This window comes from Rheinheimera salexigens, assembly GCF_001752395.1.
GTDB classification, from domain to species: domain Bacteria; phylum Pseudomonadota; class Gammaproteobacteria; order Enterobacterales; family Alteromonadaceae; genus Alishewanella; species Alishewanella salexigens.
Map to the genome: position 1 here is coordinate 2,077,288 of NZ_MKEK01000001.1, position 17,749 is coordinate 2,095,036.

The window sequence follows — 17,749 nt, forward strand, 5'->3', positions numbered from 1 at the left end:
AATAACTTATTATAACAATTGCAAAATAGTCTAAGGTATGGGAAAAATACTCTAGGATAATAGCTGTCTGGACGGTTAGAAGTTACTCTTTAAGGCCCATATAATGCAACCCATAAAACGCTCAACTAAACTTAACGGTGTTTGTTACGACATTCGCGGCCCAATAGCCCAAGAAGCAAAGAGAATGGAGGATGAAGGCCAACGTATTCTTAAATTAAATATTGGTAATCCGGCATTATTTGGCTTTGAAGCACCCGATGAAATTCTCAAGCATGTTATCCATAATTTACCTTCTGCCCAAGGTTATTCTGATGCCCAAGGCATCTACCCCGCTCGTGTTGCCGTGGCTCAGTATTATCAGCAACGGGGAATTTTAAAAGCGGATGCAGACGATGTATATATCGGCAATGGTGTATCTGAGCTTATTTTAATGTCATTGCAGGCTTTGCTCAATACCGATGATGAAGTCTTAATTCCATCACCTGATTATCCGTTATGGACCGCAGCCGTTAATTTAGCCGGCGGTAAAGCGGTGCATTATCATTGTGATGATCAGCAAGGTTGGTTACCGGCTTTAGATGATATTAAAGCCAAAATCACTAACAAAACTAAAGCTATCGTGCTGATCAACCCCAATAACCCGACGGGTGCGGTGTACCATAAAGCATTTTTAATCGAATTATTACAAATAGCCCGTGAACATAAGCTGGTTGTTTTAAGTGATGAAATTTACGATAAAGTGCTTTATGACGGCAATGAGCATGTTAGTACTGCAGCACTAGCGGATGATTTAGTTATATTAACTTTTAGCGGCTTATCGAAAAATTATCGTATCGCTGGCTTTAGAATTGGCTGGTTGTTAATTTCAGGTGCTAAACAATTTGCTCAGCAATATATTGAAGGTTTATCTATCTTAGCCTCAATGCGCTTATGCGCCAATGTACCCTGTCAACATGCAGTGCAAACGGCATTAGGCGGCTATCAAAGCATTCAGCAATTAGTACAACCTGAAGGTCGTTTGTATCAACAAATGGACTTGGCACATAACTTAATCAGTCAAATTGACGGTATTAGTTGTTTTCGTCCTCAAGGTGCCATGTATTTATTTGCTAAACTCGATCAAAAAAAGCTCGGGATCTATAATGATGAACAGTTTGTACTAGATTTTCTGCGTCAGCAAAAAGTGTTACTTGTGCATGGTCGGGCTTTTAATTGGCCAACCCCAGACCATTTCCGCTTAGTGTTCTTACCACACAAAGAGCAGCTCATCACAGCGATTAATAAGTTAGAAAAGTTTTTATCTGGCTATAAACAATAAAATCTTAGCTAACTCTAATAAAAAATATAATGAAAATTTATGAATGATTTTAGCTTTCAACATGTATTTGAACGATTTACTGACGCTTTAGCCAGTGTGGTTTTTTTTGCTTTTAACCTAAACGATACTGAAATCCCTTTAGTATTACTGTGGTTAATTGGCGGTGCCTTGTTTTTCACCGTGGCATTAGGCTTTATTAATATTCGTGGTTTTAGCCACGCCATCGGCTTAGTTAAAAACAATAAAACCAGTGGCGTTAAAGGTGAGATCACGCCCTTTCAGGCACTTAGCACCGCTTTATCAGGCACGGTCGGCACGGGCAATATTGCCGGTGTCGCGCTAGCGATTAGCTTAGGCGGGCCTGGTGCAACCTTTTGGATGATAATTGCTGGCTTGCTCGGCATGTCGACTAAATTTGTTGAATGTACTTTAGCGGTTAAGTATCGCCAAATTAATGCCGATGGCAGCGTGTCTGGCGGACCTATGTTTTATATTAAAGCCGCTTTTGATAAGTGTAACTTACCGCTAATAGGCTCAATTCTCGCAATAGCGTTTTCAGTGTTTGTTATCTTTGGTTCTGCTGGCTTTGTTCATGTTAATCAAGGCTTTGTTCAAGTGCAATCTGTTACAGGTTTCAGTAACGCGTGGCTGTTTGGTGCTATTTATGCCCTACTAGTGGGCTTAGTGATTATTGGTGGCTTAAAAAGTATTGCTAAAGTAACCAGTAAACTCGTGCCGCTAATGTGTGCAATCTATCTGTTTGCTGCTTTTGCCGTTATGACAGTTCATTTCACTGAAATCCCCGCAGCTTTTGCTTTAATTATCTCCAGTGCTTTTACGCCTGAAGCCGGCTATGGCGGTTTTATTGGTGTACTAATCCAAGGTTTTCGTCGGGCTGCCTATTCTAATGAAGCCGGTGTTGGCTCCTCACCTATTGCTCACGCCGCAGCGCAAACTAAAAATCCTATTAGCCAAGGCTTTGTTGGCTTGCTCGAGCCGTTTATTGACACTGTTGTCATTTGCACAATTACTGCCTTAGTGATCATTTTAACCGGTGCTTATCAAACCGCCGGTTTAGACGGTGTGCAAATTACCTCAAGCGCCTTTGCTTCGGTATTTACGTGGTTTCCTTGGGTGCTAATGGTCGCATTATTGTTGTTTGGTTTTTCTACTGTGGTGAGCTGGTCCTATTATGGCTTAACCGGTTGGCGTTATATATTTGGAACCGGCAAACAAGCGACGGCTATCTATAAAGTATTGTTTTGTTTAATTGTTTCTATTGGTGCTGTGCCTAATATTATGGCGGTTTTTAACTTTATAGATTCCATGATTTTTTTAATGGCTGTACCGAATATTTTAGCGCTGTATATGTTATTACCTGAAGTAAGACGAGATTTAGCCCTATATTGGGCGACACGAAATCAGGTGGTAAGTGATAAGCGATAAGCGATAAGCGATAAGTGATTAGTGATTAGTGATAAGAGTCGACTGACTAATGAATTATTGAGGAACGGTTTTACCCTTAACTAACCATTGCAGCCCTGTTCGGGCGTAAATGAGCCCCCAGGGATGGGTTTACGGCGTGTTAGTGTTGGTAAACCGATCCGTATATATATTTAAAATAGTTTTAATTTTCATGCTGAATGTCTACTATTTTGGATCCAGTCCAGTGACAGCTTGGGTTGCGGCTTTATTTAGTTGCAACCCAAACATATGATGAATAGCACTATTTTTACAACTGCTTTGGCAACTTCTTAGGCTACTTCTGTGGCTACTTCTTTCGCTGCTGTTTTAGGTTTAGGGCTTGATTCGGTTAACTTGTCTGCGGCAGCGGGCTTAGCAGCCGCTTTGGCTTTAGCGGCACTAGTGGGCTTTTTCTTGGCACCCAAGGCTATTAATACCTCATCTTTGTTTTGCGCTAGAAATAATGCCAAGGCGTCTACGTGTTGCTCATCTGTGATTAACTGACTGCCGCTTAACAGCACACTTAGCTCATCAGCCGTATCCAACATTTTATCGTAAGCATCTGCTTCTGCTTTAGAAGTAAAGGTCATCTTCTCGGCTCCGTTACGCTCGACTACATATTTAATAATAACTGCCATGCTATTCCCCACTTATTAAGTTAACTGTTCTTTTATACAGTAATTAATTATAAATGTCGAATGCTTTTGCTCGAAGTTTAGCTAGGTTTAACGTAAGATAAATTTATCTAGCTGTGTGATTAAACAAGGAAAATTATGACAGATTTCGTTTGGTCAGAACGTCGTTCTAATACAGTGTTAAACCGACCGAAAGATTTACGCTCGCCTTGGCAGCGTGATAGAGCGCGTATATTGCACTCGGCTGCATTTCGACGTTTACAGTCAAAAACTCAAATCCTTGGTATCGGTCAAAATGATTTTTACCGGACACGACTCACCCACTCGCTAGAAGCGGCGCAAATTGGCACCGGCTTAGTTAATCAGTTAAAAAGTAAATTAAGCCCAGAACAACAGTTATTATTGCCCGACCATAGCCTGATTGAAGCTTTATGTTTAGCCCATGATATTGGCCACCCACCTTTTGGCCATGGTGGCGAAACAGCATTAAACTATAAAATGCTGCATGCCGGCGGCTTTGAAGGTAATGGCCAAACATTACGCATTGTAGCCAAACTAGAACCTTATACCTTAAATCATGGTATGGATTTATCCCGGCGTACTTTACTTGGCTTATTAAAATATCCAGTGCTGCAGCCAGACTTAACCCATATATCGGTAGCTGAAATAAATCCGTTAAGTCTAAATGCTTGGAAACCAGCCAAAGCTATTTTTGCCGATGATGCAGATATTTTAGATTGGATTTTAGCACCGTTAACCAGCAGTGATCGTGAGATGTTTCAACAAACCGATGTGTTTGCTTGTAGCCCTTACCTTAAGTCTCGCTTTAAATCCTTAGATGCCTCTATTATGGAGTTAGCTGATGATATAGCTTATGGCGTTCATGATCTTGAAGATGCCATAGTACTGGGTAATATCAGCCCCACACAGTGGCTACAACATACGACAGAGACGTTTACTAAGCTACCCGCTGAGTTTCACACTATATTGCACAACATCACCCAGAATCTGTTTAGTGACTTACATCACTTACGTAAAGAAGCTATAGGTTACTTAGTTAACTTATTAATTTGCTCTGTACAATTAACCACAAGTTTGCCTCAAGCTTCAAGCCCATTAATTCGCTTTAATGCGGCTTTACCTGAGCCTGAGCAAGCACTGTTAAATTGCTTAAAACAGGTAGTGTATAACTGTGTAATTTCTCGGCCAGATATTCAACAATCCCGATTTCGCAGTCAAAATATGTTGATGTCTCTGTTTGATGCTTTTGCTTCAGATCCTGAACGTTTACTGCCCGCCAATACCCAAGTGCGTTGGCAAAAAGCAGCACCACAACTTAAACTTAGAGTTATTTGTGATTATATTTCAGGAATGACGGATGACTATGCTGAGCACATGTACCAGCGGCTATTTGCTGCCCAATGGCGCTAATTTCACACTGCTAATAGCTGCTCTAAACAATGTTGCTCGATACCGTAAAATTGTTTAATGGCAGCTATTTGGACCAATACTTGACTAGGATCTTTAGCCTGTTTGCGTTTAATGGCTAATATCATTTTATTTTTGCTGGTGTGCTCTAAGGAAATAAACTCAAATACTTTAGTTTGATAGCCGTGCGCTTCTAACAATAGCGCGCGTAAGCTATCGGTGACCATTTCAGCTTCTTGGCCTAAATGGATACCATGTTGCAGCATAGGAGCCAGCACTGGCGGTAATTGGATTTGCGGTCTAATTTGCTTATGGCAGCAAGGCGAACACATAATCATCTCGGCACCGGTAGCAATACCCATATGCAAAGCGTAATCGGTAGCAGTATCACAGGCATGTAAAGCTATCATCACATTGATGCCTTTAGCTTTAAAATGCTTAACATCACCTTGTTCAAACTGGATACCCGCCAACTGTAATTGTTTAGCAGTATCGTTACATAAATCGACTAATCCTTGGCGTAATTCAACACCTGTCACTTGCACATCTGCCATTAAGTTATTAGTGACATAGTCATGCATAGCAAAAGTTAAATAGGCTTTTCCAGAACCAAAGTCAGCAATATGCAATTGTTTACGCTCAGCCAAACCTGCGTCTTGTACTGCGGTTGAAAAAATTTCTATAAACTTATTAATTTGCTTCCATTTTTTGGACATCGCAGGGATCAACTTTTGCTGGCTATCTGTCACGCCTAAAGCTTGCAAAAAGGGTTGTTGTAGCGATAAATAACGATGCTTCTCTCGATTATGGGCGGTATTAACTACTTTATCAGCAGCATTTAGTTTTTCGCGGTCTTCCAGTAAATATTTTGGCTGACTACTACTTTGGGATAACAGCTTATGCTGATATAAACACTTACCTTTTTTGCTAATGGTAATTTGTGATTCAGCTGCTGTAGTAAACAAATGAGCAGCAAAAAAATCATTACCTAATAATTTAACAATTTCAGCTAAAGCCGCATCAGGCTTATAGTTTTTTGTAATATCATTAGTTTGATATTTATAAGTAAAGCTCAGTTGCCATTGTTGTTTTAACAGCAGCGGACGGATCTGTACTTGCTTTAACGCTAGCTGACCTTGATATTTACTTAACACTAATTTTTGCAATGTTTCAGTAGCCACCGCATGCTGCAGTTGACTGAAGAATTGCTTAGATTTTTCTAAGTTGAGTACATTATCGGCTGGGATTACATCGGACATAACAAGGGGCTGCTTAGCGGGTAAAGGTCTATTTTAGACTGAACAGCTGATCAGGGAAAGTGTTAACTGAGATTAAGCGATATATCGTAAACTATTTTTTTTAGATAACGGACTCATTCTATTATTTAATAATCTTACGACATGTAAACGTGGCAATACTTTACCGGCTAAGGTGGTAATACTATCCAGAAATAAACAAGTACTAGATTCTTGATCAGTACTGATGACAAGAGCATGTTGGGTATTCATACCACGAACAACCACGACTGAATGTAGTTCAATGCTATGGTTATTAGCTTGTTGAAAATACCAACTCTTATGGGCTAACAACGGCAGATAGGCGCAACTTAACCCGGTTAAACATAGCTCTAATCGCACCGCCTCAGGAAGCGCTAAAGCTTGTAAGCTATTATCAATAGCCCAAAACACTTCAGCTTCATTAATCGATAATGCTTGCTGCATAGGCTTTGCCATCAGTTGTGCCGCTGAAAAAGGCGAGCAAAACTGGAGTTCATCATTGAGATCCAATAATAAACGGTCACGCTTAGGGCAATAGTTCCATTGCCAACTTTCTGATGGCGTTAACATGGCAAGTCCTTGCAGTTTAAAAACAACACACTATACAATAACACTATATTGTTCAATACATTAAAGATTAATTGGCTATAAAAAATACAGATCTATGCTGGATCATTATAAGCTGGTCACGATCTGTTTAACTAAATCCGGTCCTTGGTAAATAAAACCAGTATAAACTTGCAATAAATTAGCACCCGCAGCTAATTTTTCTTCAGCCGAATTCGCATCATGAATACCGCCAACGCCGATTATAGGTAAGTCTTTACCCACAGCGGCTCTAAGCTGGCGTATGACCTCGGTACTTTTAGCTTTAACCGGTAAGCCACTTAAGCCACCGGCTTCATTAGCGTGTAACTGACCCGCCACAGCAGCACGTTCAAGTGTCGTATTGGTGGCTACTACCCCGTCCATTTTACTCTGTAATAAGGTTTGGGCGACTTGATTTACCGCGATAAGATCCATATCTGGGGCAATTTTAATAAAAATAGGCACATATTTATCATGTTTAGCTTGTAAATCGAGTTGCTCGTTTTTAATGCTATTTAATAAGTCTAATAGCGCATCACCAAATTGTAGGTCACGTAAACCTGGGGTATTAGGCGATGAAATATTTACTGTGATATAAGTAGCATGCAAATATACTTTACGCATGCAGTGAATATAATCATCTTTGCCCTGCTCGTTTGGGGTATCTTTATTTTTACCAATATTGATACCTAGCACGCCGTCATAACGCGCGTTTTTGACGTTTTCTACTAGATAATCGACACCCTTATTATTAAAACCCATCCGATTAATAATCGCTTCTGACTTGGGTAGGCGAAAGATACGTGGTTTATCATTACCAATTTGCGGTTTTGGCGTCACGGTACCTACTTCAATAAAACCAAAGCCCATTTGACCAAATGCATCAATACATTCCGCATTTTTATCTAAACCAGCGGCTAAACCCAACGGATTATCAAAGCGAATGCCAGCAACCGTCACTGGTTTAGCCGGTAAAGTTTGGCGCCATAATGCAGAAACTGGGCTATGGGCTAATTGCTTTAAACTGCCAAGCGCAAAGTTATGTGACCATTCGGCATCACATGCAAACATGATTTTTTTCGCTATTGGATAGAACATATTGTGCCTTTTAAATTTAAACCAAAAAAATACCCCAGACTAGCTGGGGTATTTTAACCATTAATTGGACTATTTCACAGTGTCACAATTATGGCTTAATAACATAAGTTCACGTAAAGCTACTGAGAACTTAGCCATTTCATGGTTTTTAGTGGTTTTAAACTCAGCTAACATTAAACGCCAACGCTCTAATAAAGCGTCATGTGCAGTTACCCAAGTACCAATAACATCATCGGCAGCACAGCTAGTGCCACAGCTTCTAACCACTACTGCAGCTAAAGAGCGTTGTTGCCAATCTAGCTCTTCACGGTAAGATGCACGCGCTAAAGCTTGCCAATGGTTTGCTACTGGCTGGTTAGTGATTTGCTCTAAGAACCAGTGCAGATCTAAGCTATCACCTAGTTTAAAGTAAATTTCTGCTGCCATAGCAACTGGCACTTTTTCAGCATCGGCAACCTGACCAATATCCATGGTTGAGAATAAAGTACTCAACTGCGCTAAGTATTGCGCAATATCAGTAGGTACAGCTTGTTCTTCATATACCGCTTGTTTCTTGGCTAATTGCTCAGCTTCTGCAGGTACCAGATAAGTAGCTAAGTTATCATTTAATTGCTGATAAGTCGGTTTGAAGAAATCGACAGTTTGTTGAATATTTAACGCTTTATTACGATGACGTAAGAACCAACGAGTAGCACGGCGCATCGTACGACGAATTTGATGTAAGAACTGGCTTTGTAAGTGCGCTGGGATAACATTATCCAGCTGTTCTAACTTGGCCCAAATGCTTGGAATATCAAATAAGTCACGAGCAATAGAATAACAAAGGGTTACTTCGCCAACCCCAGCACCGGTTTCTTCCAGCATACGCTGGGCGAAATTAGGTCCCATTTCGTTAACCAGCATATTAGCAACTTTAGTCGCAATAATTTCTGCTTTTAACGGATGGTTTTCAATTTCAGTGCCATAGTTTTCCTGCAATAACGTTGGGAAAGAACTAAATAACAACTGTTTGAAGTAATTATTATCAGTAATTTCTGGCAACACTAACTGCTCTTTTAATACCATTTTGCCGTAGGCAGTTAAGATAGCAAGTTCTGGACGGGTTAAACCTTGGCCTTTAACCATTCGATCAGCAAGTTGTTCATCTGAAGGTAAGAACTCTAACTCACGGTTTAATTTACCTTCTTTTTCCAGCATATGGATAAAGCGAGTATATTCTTTAATCTGTTCAGAGCCCAGTATTGAAGAAATACTAATACTTTGGGTTTGACGATAACATTCGGTAATCACTAAGCGTGATACGTCATCAGTCATATCGAACAGCAACTTATTGCGCTGCTTAAAGGTTAAATCACCACTGGCTAATAACGCATTAAGTAAAATTTTAATATTTACTTCGTTATCAGAACAAGTAACACCACCCACGTTATCTACGAAGTCAGTATTAATGCGACCACCGTTCATAGCGTATTCAATACGGCCACGTTGGGTTGCGCCTAAGTTACCGCCTTCACCAATAATCTTGGCTTGGATGTCTTTACCGTTAACCCGTAACGCTTCAGAACCGCGATCGCCTACTTCAGCATGCGTTTCATCTGTCGCTTTAAGGTAAGTACCGATACCACCGTTCCAAATTAAATCCACAGGCATCATTAAGCATTCGCGGATTAATTCGTTTGGTGTCATGGTAGCTTTGGTTGTACCCAGCATTTCTTTAATTTGTGGTGATAACTTAATAGACTTAGCACTACGTGAGAAGACAGCGCCGCCTTCTGAAATAAGTGACTTATCAAAGTCATCCCAAGTAGAGGTCGGTAAATTAAATAAGCGCTGACGCTCAGGCCATGTTTTAGCTGCATCTGGCTGCGGGTCAATAAAGATATGCATGTGGTTAAAGGCAACTTGTAACCGGTTATGTTTAGATAACAACATACCATTACCAAACACGTCACCTGCCATGTCACCTATGGCGACACAAGTAAAGTCTGTGGTTTGACAGTTAATGCCCATTTCGCGGAAATGACGTTTAACCGATTCCCACGCGCCACGAGCTGTAATCCCCATACCTTTATGGTCATAACCGTTCGAACCGCCTGATGCAAAAGCATCCGCCATCCAGAATCCGTAATCTTCAGAAATACCATTTGAGATATCAGAGAAAGTCGCGGTGCCTTTATCGGCTGCAACTACTAAATACGGGTCGTCTTCGTCTAAACGGACAACATCTGTTGGCGGAATAATAACGCCCTTTTTGATATTATCAGTCACATCTAACAAACCACGAATAAAGGTACGGTAGCAATCTTTACCTTCATTAATAAAGGCTTCACGGCCGCCAGTTTCTGGTAGTTTTTTACAAACGAAACCACCCTTTGAGCCTGATGGCACTATCACGGTATTTTTAACCGTTTGTGCTTTTACCAAGCCTAATACTTCAGTACGGAAATCTTCGCGACGATCTGACCAACGTAAACCACCACGAGCTACTTTACCAAAGCGTAAGTGTGAACCTTCTACACGAGGTGAATAGACAAAAATTTCAAACATTGGCACCGGTAATGGCATATCTGGGATTAAATCAGATTTAATCTTAAATGAGATATACGGCTTATCTGCACCTTGAGAATCGTGTTGGAAATAGTTAGTTCTTACCACAGCATTAATCATATCGACAAAGCGACGGATGATACGGTCATCATCCAAGTTAGCCACTTGTTCTAATTGCGCTGTAATTTGCTCTTCAAGTTTTTCAATCGACTTAGCAGTAGCACGTGATTTTGGCGAAAAACGTTTATTAAACAACTGGACGGTTAAATTAGCTAATTCAGCGTAACGGCTAAAGGTGCTTTCAACATAAGACTGACTAAAAGTGCCGCCGATTTGACGCTTATATTTAGCTAAAGCACGTAATAAAGAAGCTTCACGCCCTGATAAACCTGCACTTAGTATTAAGCGGTTAAAACCATCATCTTCTAACTGCCCTGCCCATACTTTAGCAAAAGACTCTTGGAAAGACTGCTGTGCAGCTTCAAAGTCTTCAGGCATGTCACAGGTAAGTTCCATGGTGAAGTTTAAAATCCAACTTACTGACCCATCTGTACTTTTTACAGCATAAGGCGTTTCACCGATAACCCGTAAACCAAAGTTTTCTAACATTGGTAGTACATCTGACAAGTGAATTGGATGATCTTTATGGAATAAGTTTAAACGCACAGCCTTGCTGTTAGCGCCTTCTTCTTGTGGACGATAAAACAACATTTCTAAAGTGTTATCATCGTTTAATGCTTCTAACTTACCAATATCGACTAAGGCATCGTTAGGTAACATTTCTTCTTTATAGCCACGCGGGAAAGCAGGCGCATATTTGCGGGTTAATTCACGGCCTCGAGCTTCACCATAAACACCTACTAATGCAGTTTCTAACTTATCTTCCCAAGTACGGGCGGCTTCAACTAAATTACGTTCAATATCTTTCACTTTATACTCAACATGGCTGTCGTTGATCCGTACTAAATAATGAGTACGTGCCAACACTGATTCAGAAAAATAAGTAGTAAACTCAACAGGTTCTGTGCTACCTAACGCTTGCTGTAAAACAACTTGGGTTTCTCTACGCAACTGGGTGTTGTAGCGCTCTCTTGGCACATACACCATAGCGGTAACAAAACGCCCAAAACTATCTTTACGCATGAAAACCCGTGTCATGTCGCGTTCTTGCATTTGCAATACGCCCATGGCAACAGTTAACAAATCATCAGCAGTCGCTTGAATAAGCTCATCACGTGGATAGGTTTCTAGAATATTTAATAGCGCTTTATAGGCATGAGTACCTGCAGCAAATTCTGATTCGTCCATAACATGGGCGAGTTTATTTTTTAATAACGGAATATCTGCAGCACTGTTGTTATAAAACGAAGATGAATATAAACCAATAAAGCGATCTTCTCCGACAACATTACCGTCATTATCAAACTTTTTAACCCCTACGTAATCGATATAAGCAGGACGATGCACGCGAGACTTACTATTAGTTTTAGTTAAGACTAATAAGTTATTATCTAGCGCCATTTTACGACCAGCTTCAGGCAACTCAGACAGCATTAGATCACGCGCAGGTGAAGTACGCATTAACCCTAAAGAGGTATCATCAAGGCCGCTAATTTTATAATCGCCTTTAACCGGTGAAATGGTATAACTGCGATAGCCTAACAGGGTAAAGTTGTCTTGCTCTAACCAGGTTAAAAAGTCTGCCGTCTGCTGCACAGTTTCTTTACTGGCTTTACCACTATTTTTACTTAATGACTTTATAACTTGCTTTAATTTGTCACGAGCAGGCAGCCAATCATTAACCGCTAATGAAACGTCTTCCATTACAGAATGAAGTTCATCAGTTAACGCAGCTATTGTGGCTTTATCGGTTAAACGGTCAATTTCAATATGGAATACTGTTTGCTTAGTACTTTGTGATTGCTTGCTACCTAACTTATAAAAGTCAGTAATGTTGCCTTCTTTATTGCGTTCAGTCTGCATTGGGTAATGCAACAATAAATGGGCAGTGATACTTTGTCTGGTTAGTGCCATCCGTATAGAATCGACTAAGAACGGCATATCTTGCACCACTATCTCAACAATAGTGTGTTTAGATTCCCAGCCATGCTTTGCTATTTCAGGGTTAAACACCCGGATTTTTTCGCCATCAGCTGCATGCTGATTAAATGTCTGCCATAAACTTAACGCCGCGCCATACAAGTCGCTGTCATTACGGCCGGTTAAATCGTCATTAGACATATTGCCAAAAAGCATGTTAGCAAATTTCTCAACCAGGCTTGGTTGATCTTTTACTCTATGCTTAATTAGTTTGTTTACATTTTGTAGAAGTACAGAGGGTTGACCGTCAATCGGTGCCATTTTTATATCCTTTTTTACCTTCACCTCTTAGGGTGGGCTATATCGAACATATCAGAACGTGTCAGGAGCGCAGTGTAGTGCCTATTGTAACGCTTTTCGAGATCTATTTGGTGCTTTGTTACTGGTTAAACCAGTTATTTTGAGGCTGATTGTAAATATATTCATTTGTTTTGATTACAAAAATGGCCCGAAGGCCATTACTGTAATCTAGCTGCATAAAAAACAATCAATGCAGTATTATTTTTTACGCCATAAAAATGCGGCTATAGCGGGTAATACCACAATAGCGCCGAGCATATTAACCACAAACATAAAGGTTAATAAAATACCCATATCAACTTGGAATTTCAGAGCTGAAAACACCCAAGTACTGACACCTATAGCTAAGGTAATAGCAGTAAACAATACCGCACTACCACGCTCTTTAAGCGCTTGATAATAGGCTTCGCGCAGCGGAGCACCTTCACGTAAGCTCTGAATCATATTAGATAGTATATAGATACCATAATCGACACCAATACCCACCCCAAGTGCGATAACCGGCAAGGTAGACACGGTAAGACCAATTTGTAAATTAGTCATCAACGCGGTAGCCAATACCGACACCACATATAATGGCACTATTACTGATATTGTAGCGCGTATCGATCTAAAGCTAATTAAACACAATAAAGTCACTGCCGCATAGACATACCACATCATAGGTTGCTGAGCTTCAGCAACCGCTTCATTGGTTGCCGCCATAACACCCGCTGGACCTGACGCTAACTTAAATTGGGTTTTCTCATCACTAAATTCTGCAGAATACTTTTTCGCCGCTGTTACCACCCGCTCTAATGTTTCAGCTTTATGATCTTCTAAAAACAACATTACCGGCATCACTGAGCAATCAGCGTTTAATAAACCGGTGCTGGTTTCAACCCGCGAAGATGCTTGAACTAAACTTTGCGTATTACGAGGTAACACCCGCCATTTTACATTACCTTCGTTGAACGCGGCATTAATAGTCTTAGATACCGAGGCTAATGACACTGTCGACTGAACCCCTTCAACGTTAGACATTAACCACTGAAAGTTATCAATCCGCTGCATAATACTATGTTCAGTACAGGCACTGGGGATGGTTTCTACCATCACATTTAAGTAATCGACTGAGATAGCAAAACGATCGGTAATTAAAAATGTATCTTGGTTATACCTTGAGTCTTCATGTAATGCCGGAGCTCCAGCATGCAAATCACCAATTTTTAGTTGCTGAGTCTGCATATAGCCAAAAGCAAATAACAACGCAGTAATAATAATAATAACTGCCGCATATTTACGGGTAGCAAAGGCCGACAAAGCAAACCACACTTTATCCATTTTCGGAGAACCTGCTGCTGCACGTTGCTGATATTTCTGACTAAACTTAACAAAAGACATTAATACCGGTAGCAAAATTAGATTGGTTAAAATAATAACTGCGACACCTAAGCTTGCTGTGATGGCTAATTCGCGAATAACGCCAATTTCAATGATAAGTAAGGTTAAAAAGCCAACCGTATCTGATAATAATGCCACACCACCTGGTACTAATAGCTTGCGAAAGCTGGCTTGAGCAGCTGTCTTGGCGTTCATGCCAGATGCCACCCTTTTACCGGTAGAGTTAATCATCTGCACACCATGGCTAACACCAATAGCAAAGACTAAAAACGGCACTAAAATAGACATGGGGTCAATACCGAAGCCTAGTGCAGATAACAGCCCCATTTGCCAAACCACTGCTATTAAAGAGCAACCAATCGGCAGTAAGGTCAACATTAATGAGCCGCAAAACAAATAAACCATGATGGCCGTTACCACTATGGCAATGGCAAAGAACAATAAAACACCCTTAGCACCATCGGCAACATCACCGACCATTTTGGCAAAACCTATAATATGAATACTAGTGCTATCGCTAGAATATTTATTGCGAACATTTTGCTCTAGAGTTTGGGCAAAACTGATGGTATCAACTTTTTGATTTGTTTCAGGGTCTATCTCTAGTAATTGGGCTGAAATCATCGCGCAGCTAAAGTCATCGGCAACCATGCGGCCTACTACACCTGCTTTTTCCACATTTTGTTTTACTTTAGCTAAACCAGCTGCATCGGCAATAAAGTCTGCAGGTATAACCGGACCACCAGCAAAACCATCTTCAACCACTTCAACAAAACGCGTACTGGGGCTAAATAACGACTTAACCTGCACCCGATCCACACCCGAGGTATACAGTAATTCGTCATGAGTTAAACGTAACGTAGTAAAGAATTCTGGATTGAAAATATCACCACTGTTATCACATAGCGCGACTAAGATATTGTTCGCCCCACCAAAATCTTCAGCATGCTGCAAATAAGTTTGCATATACTCATGTTTTAATGGAATATTTTTGGTAAATCCTGCATCTAATTTAATGGAAGCTGCTTTAATAACCAGAAAAATGGTTACCAAAATAAAGGCAGCTATAACCAAAGCGCGATGGCGAAACAGCGCATATTCAAATTTATTAACAATCCGATTCGCAGTCATATTAATTCAATTCACTTAAATTTATTGTTTTTATACCAATCTCAGTGACTAAGATCAGCTTATCTTGCCACACTAAGCCACTCACAATGGCTTTGCCATCTGCTAAGCTGTGGTCGCTAAAACTTTCACCATCATCTTGGCTAATTAAAAAACTGCCGGCATTACCTAACAGATAAATATGACCAGCCGCATCCGTGACGATACTGTTGACCGTAGCGTGGTTAGGTAAGGCAATTTCTTGCCAACTATTACCTTGGTCGACACTGCGAAAAGCATGTCCACGCAGACCTACAGCTAATAAGTTCATTTCTGGTGTTCTGGCAATATCAAACATCGAACCGTTATAAAACGCTTCTAAGCGCTGCCAAGTTTGCCCAAAGTCTGTGCTTTTTGCTGCAAAACCGGCTTCACCCACCATATATAGCAGATTGCCATCAGCAAAAACCCGATTAAAATGCGGCAAAATAACACCTTGCTCTATGGCATAGGCTTGGGCATCAGTTTCTTGTAATTCAAGCAAATAATCTTGATCATCTTCTGACAATAACTCAGCGTGAAACTCTGGTTGCCAAGTACTGCCACCATCGTTGGTGCGATAAAACATGCCATAAGCACCCACGGCAATGCCTTGGTTTTGGTTTCTAAAATAGACGTCAAATAAGGGTTTATCTAAATTGGGTAAAAACTGTTGAATTTGCCAACTTGTGCCGCTGTCGCTAGTGCTCAATATTGTCGCGTCGTGGCCAACAGCCCAACCATGCTGTTTATCGATAAACATCACAGCACTTAAATTCGCTTGCACTGGCACTTGAGCTTGCTGCCAATGGCTACCATCTGTACTACGTAATATATGACCTCTTTCGCCCACAGCTGTCAAAAACTGATTATCAAAATTAGCTAAATCCGTTAACAGCACTTTACTCGCTAAGGGTGCCTGATAGGCAGCCACTGGCTTAATGGTTTCAGACGCTATGCTTGAGGTGCTGGCAGTCATAAAAATTGCGCTAACCGCCGCTAACCAGATGTATTTATTACACATATTATTAGTTGTTACTCTATAAGATTTCATAAAAAAACGGTTGGCACTTGGCCAACCGTCATTAACAACTTAACTGTTAACGTGTACCAGCACGACGTAACGCAGCAGGCGTAAAGTCGGCATCGGTTAACTGCTCAGAGAAGTTATACATTCTGTCTTCATTATCTAAGCCAATCGCAATATAACGACGCGAGTTTAGATCATGATAAACCTCTAACGTACTCCACTGTGTTGGTACTTCATAATAGTTAAGACCATGGGCAAATGCCACGCGGTACATCTCATTACGGTTGTCATATAAGTCGGCAACATGGATCTGCCAGCTATCTTCATCAATATAGAACACCCGTTTGCCATAGACATGTCGCATATTATCTTTTAATTCGGCTTCTACTACCCATACCCGGTGTTTTTCCCAACGCACCGGCTCTGGATTAATATGACCTGGCATCAAAATATCGGCATATTTAAGATCATTGCTATGCAACTTGTAACTATTATAAGGGATATATAACTCTTGCTTGCCCACTAGCTTCCAGTTGTAACGATCTGGCGAGCCGTTAAACATATCAAAGTCATCGGTAGTTCTTAAACCATCAGATGCTGTACCTGGTGCATCATAAGCTACGTTTGGCGCCCGACGCACCCGACGCTGTCCAGTGTTATAGGTCCAAGCTTGGCGAGGTGTTTTAACTTGGTCCATGGTTTCATGAACTAGCAGTGCAGTACCGGCTAAGCGAGCTGGTGACGTAACACTTTGCTTAAATCGAAACAGAATGTTCTCTGCAGTTAATGCTTCGGCTGTGGCTGCAGGATCAGAATATTTAAACATAATCTGCTCATCAAAACCGATGATAGTATAGGCACCAGACGCTGTTGGAGCTGCTTGGCCACCATTACGCGACGCGGCTACACCACGAAAACGCAATAAGTGGTTCCAAATCACTTCTAAACCATTTTCTGGAATAGGAAAAGGAATACCAATAGCCGCGTTAACAATACCATTGCCGCCTTGCACTAACTCTGCTTCTGTGGCGATTTTTTTGGTCGCATCATAAACATATTGTGGAAAAGAAGCTGAGCGCCGAGTTTGATAAACATGCATTTTGTACGTTTCAGGATAGATTTCAAATAACTTAATCTGACCTGGGCTTAACAAATTTTGATATTGGCTAAGGTTAGTACTATCGATAGTGAATAACACTTTATCTTCAGCAAACGGATCTGGGTGATGATCTCCTGGCGAATAACCCGCTGGAGCTTGTAAAATACCACCATTCCAAGCAGGAATAGAGCCGTCAGCATTAGCCGCTTTTTCAGCGCCTAATGGCGTTAAATCATTACCTAATCTTGCCACTTGTTCTTGGCTAATCTTAGCGCCTGCGCCACAACTTATTACCAGCGCAATTGCCGAAGATAATAGGGTGAGTTTTTTAATCAT

Annotated in this window: 11 protein-coding genes; 3 read left to right on the forward strand and 8 right to left on the reverse strand. The window is 40.8% G+C overall.

Annotation, left to right across the window (positions count from 1 at the left end; genetic code table 11):
• Positions 1–103 precede the first annotated feature (103 nt).
• Entirely contained in the window at positions 104–1,318 is a 1,215-nt protein-coding gene (locus BI198_RS09465; protein WP_070049338.1) for a pyridoxal phosphate-dependent aminotransferase, read from the forward strand.
• A 39-nt stretch (positions 1,319–1,357) separates the two neighbouring features.
• Positions 1,358–2,764 carry an alanine/glycine:cation symporter family protein gene (locus tag BI198_RS09470; RefSeq protein ID WP_070049339.1) on the forward strand — a complete coding sequence of 469 codons (1,407 nt, stop codon included), beginning with the start codon at positions 1,358–1,360 and terminating at the stop codon, positions 2,762–2,764.
• 308 nt (positions 2,765–3,072) lie between these two features.
• On the opposite strand, the gene BI198_RS09475 is transcribed toward BI198_RS09470, so the two are convergent.
• Complete coding sequence (locus BI198_RS09475) at positions 3,073–3,420, reverse strand: YebG family protein (protein ID WP_070049340.1); 348 nt, start codon at positions 3,418–3,420, stop codon at positions 3,073–3,075.
• Between the two features lie 135 nt (positions 3,421–3,555).
• Here BI198_RS09475 and BI198_RS09480 point away from each other — a divergent pair, with 135 nt between their 5' ends.
• Positions 3,556–4,848 carry an anti-phage deoxyguanosine triphosphatase gene (locus BI198_RS09480; protein WP_070049341.1) on the forward strand — a complete coding sequence of 431 codons (1,293 nt, stop codon included), beginning with the start codon at positions 3,556–3,558 and terminating at the stop codon, positions 4,846–4,848.
• Between the two features lie 2 nt (positions 4,849–4,850).
• Here the strand turns inward: BI198_RS09480 and BI198_RS09485 are convergent, their stop codons facing one another.
• The 7 genes from BI198_RS09485 to BI198_RS09515 form a co-directional block, all read right to left on the reverse strand.
• The gene (locus tag BI198_RS09485) at positions 4,851–6,104 is read right to left on the reverse strand and encodes a class I SAM-dependent methyltransferase (protein WP_070049342.1); all 1,254 of its coding nucleotides are present in this window, start codon (positions 6,102–6,104) and stop codon (positions 4,851–4,853) included.
• A gap of 72 nt (positions 6,105–6,176) precedes the next feature.
• Positions 6,177–6,692: a cell division protein ZapC domain-containing protein gene (locus tag BI198_RS09490; RefSeq protein WP_070049343.1), complete on the reverse strand. Its 516-nt coding sequence runs from the start codon at positions 6,690–6,692 to the stop codon at positions 6,177–6,179.
• A gap of 105 nt (positions 6,693–6,797) precedes the next feature.
• Positions 6,798–7,808 carry a quinone-dependent dihydroorotate dehydrogenase gene (gene pyrD, locus BI198_RS09495; protein WP_070049344.1) on the reverse strand — a complete coding sequence of 337 codons (1,011 nt, stop codon included), beginning with the start codon at positions 7,806–7,808 and terminating at the stop codon, positions 6,798–6,800.
• Between the two features lie 69 nt (positions 7,809–7,877).
• On the reverse strand, positions 7,878–12,716 hold the full coding sequence (locus BI198_RS09500; protein WP_070049345.1) for an NAD-glutamate dehydrogenase: 4,839 nt from the start codon (positions 12,714–12,716) through the stop codon (positions 7,878–7,880).
• A 237-nt stretch (positions 12,717–12,953) separates the two neighbouring features.
• Positions 12,954–15,269, reverse strand: coding sequence for an efflux RND transporter permease subunit (locus BI198_RS09505; RefSeq protein WP_070049346.1), 2,316 nt, complete (start codon positions 15,267–15,269; stop codon positions 12,954–12,956).
• 1 nt (position 15,270) lies between these two features.
• Entirely contained in the window at positions 15,271–16,263 is a 993-nt protein-coding gene (locus BI198_RS09510) for a WD40/YVTN/BNR-like repeat-containing protein (RefSeq protein WP_235605297.1), read from the reverse strand.
• Between the two features lie 121 nt (positions 16,264–16,384).
• Complete coding sequence (locus tag BI198_RS09515) at positions 16,385–17,749, reverse strand: DUF1329 domain-containing protein (protein WP_070049347.1); 1,365 nt, start codon at positions 17,747–17,749, stop codon at positions 16,385–16,387.

What these genes read in the sequence shown, in the direction of transcription:
- BI198_RS09470 (WP_070049339.1), top strand. Translation starts at nt 1,358, where the DNA reads ATGAATGATTTTAGCTTTCAACATGTATTTGAACGATTTACTGACGCT.
- BI198_RS09475 (WP_070049340.1), bottom strand. Translation starts at nt 3,420, where the DNA reads ATGGCAGTTATTATTAAATATGTAGTCGAGCGTAACGGAGCCGAGAAG.
- BI198_RS09485 (WP_070049342.1), bottom strand. Translation starts at nt 6,104, where the DNA reads ATGTCCGATGTAATCCCAGCCGATAATGTACTCAACTTAGAAAAATCT.
- BI198_RS09465 (WP_070049338.1), top strand. Translation starts at nt 104, where the DNA reads ATGCAACCCATAAAACGCTCAACTAAACTTAACGGTGTTTGTTACGAC.
- BI198_RS09505 (WP_070049346.1), bottom strand. Translation starts at nt 15,269, where the DNA reads ATGACTGCGAATCGGATTGTTAATAAATTTGAATATGCGCTGTTTCGC.
- BI198_RS09480 (WP_070049341.1), top strand. Translation starts at nt 3,556, where the DNA reads ATGACAGATTTCGTTTGGTCAGAACGTCGTTCTAATACAGTGTTAAAC.
- BI198_RS09500 (WP_070049345.1), bottom strand. Translation starts at nt 12,716, where the DNA reads ATGGCACCGATTGACGGTCAACCCTCTGTACTTCTACAAAATGTAAAC.
- BI198_RS09490 (WP_070049343.1), bottom strand. Translation starts at nt 6,692, where the DNA reads ATGTTAACGCCATCAGAAAGTTGGCAATGGAACTATTGCCCTAAGCGT.
- BI198_RS09515 (WP_070049347.1), bottom strand. Translation starts at nt 17,749, where the DNA reads ATGATTAAAAAACTCACCCTATTATCTTCGGCAATTGCGCTGGTAATA.
- pyrD (WP_070049344.1), bottom strand. Translation starts at nt 7,808, where the DNA reads ATGTTCTATCCAATAGCGAAAAAAATCATGTTTGCATGTGATGCCGAA.
- BI198_RS09510 (WP_235605297.1), bottom strand. Translation starts at nt 16,263, where the DNA reads ATGACTGCCAGCACCTCAAGCATAGCGTCTGAAACCATTAAGCCAGTG.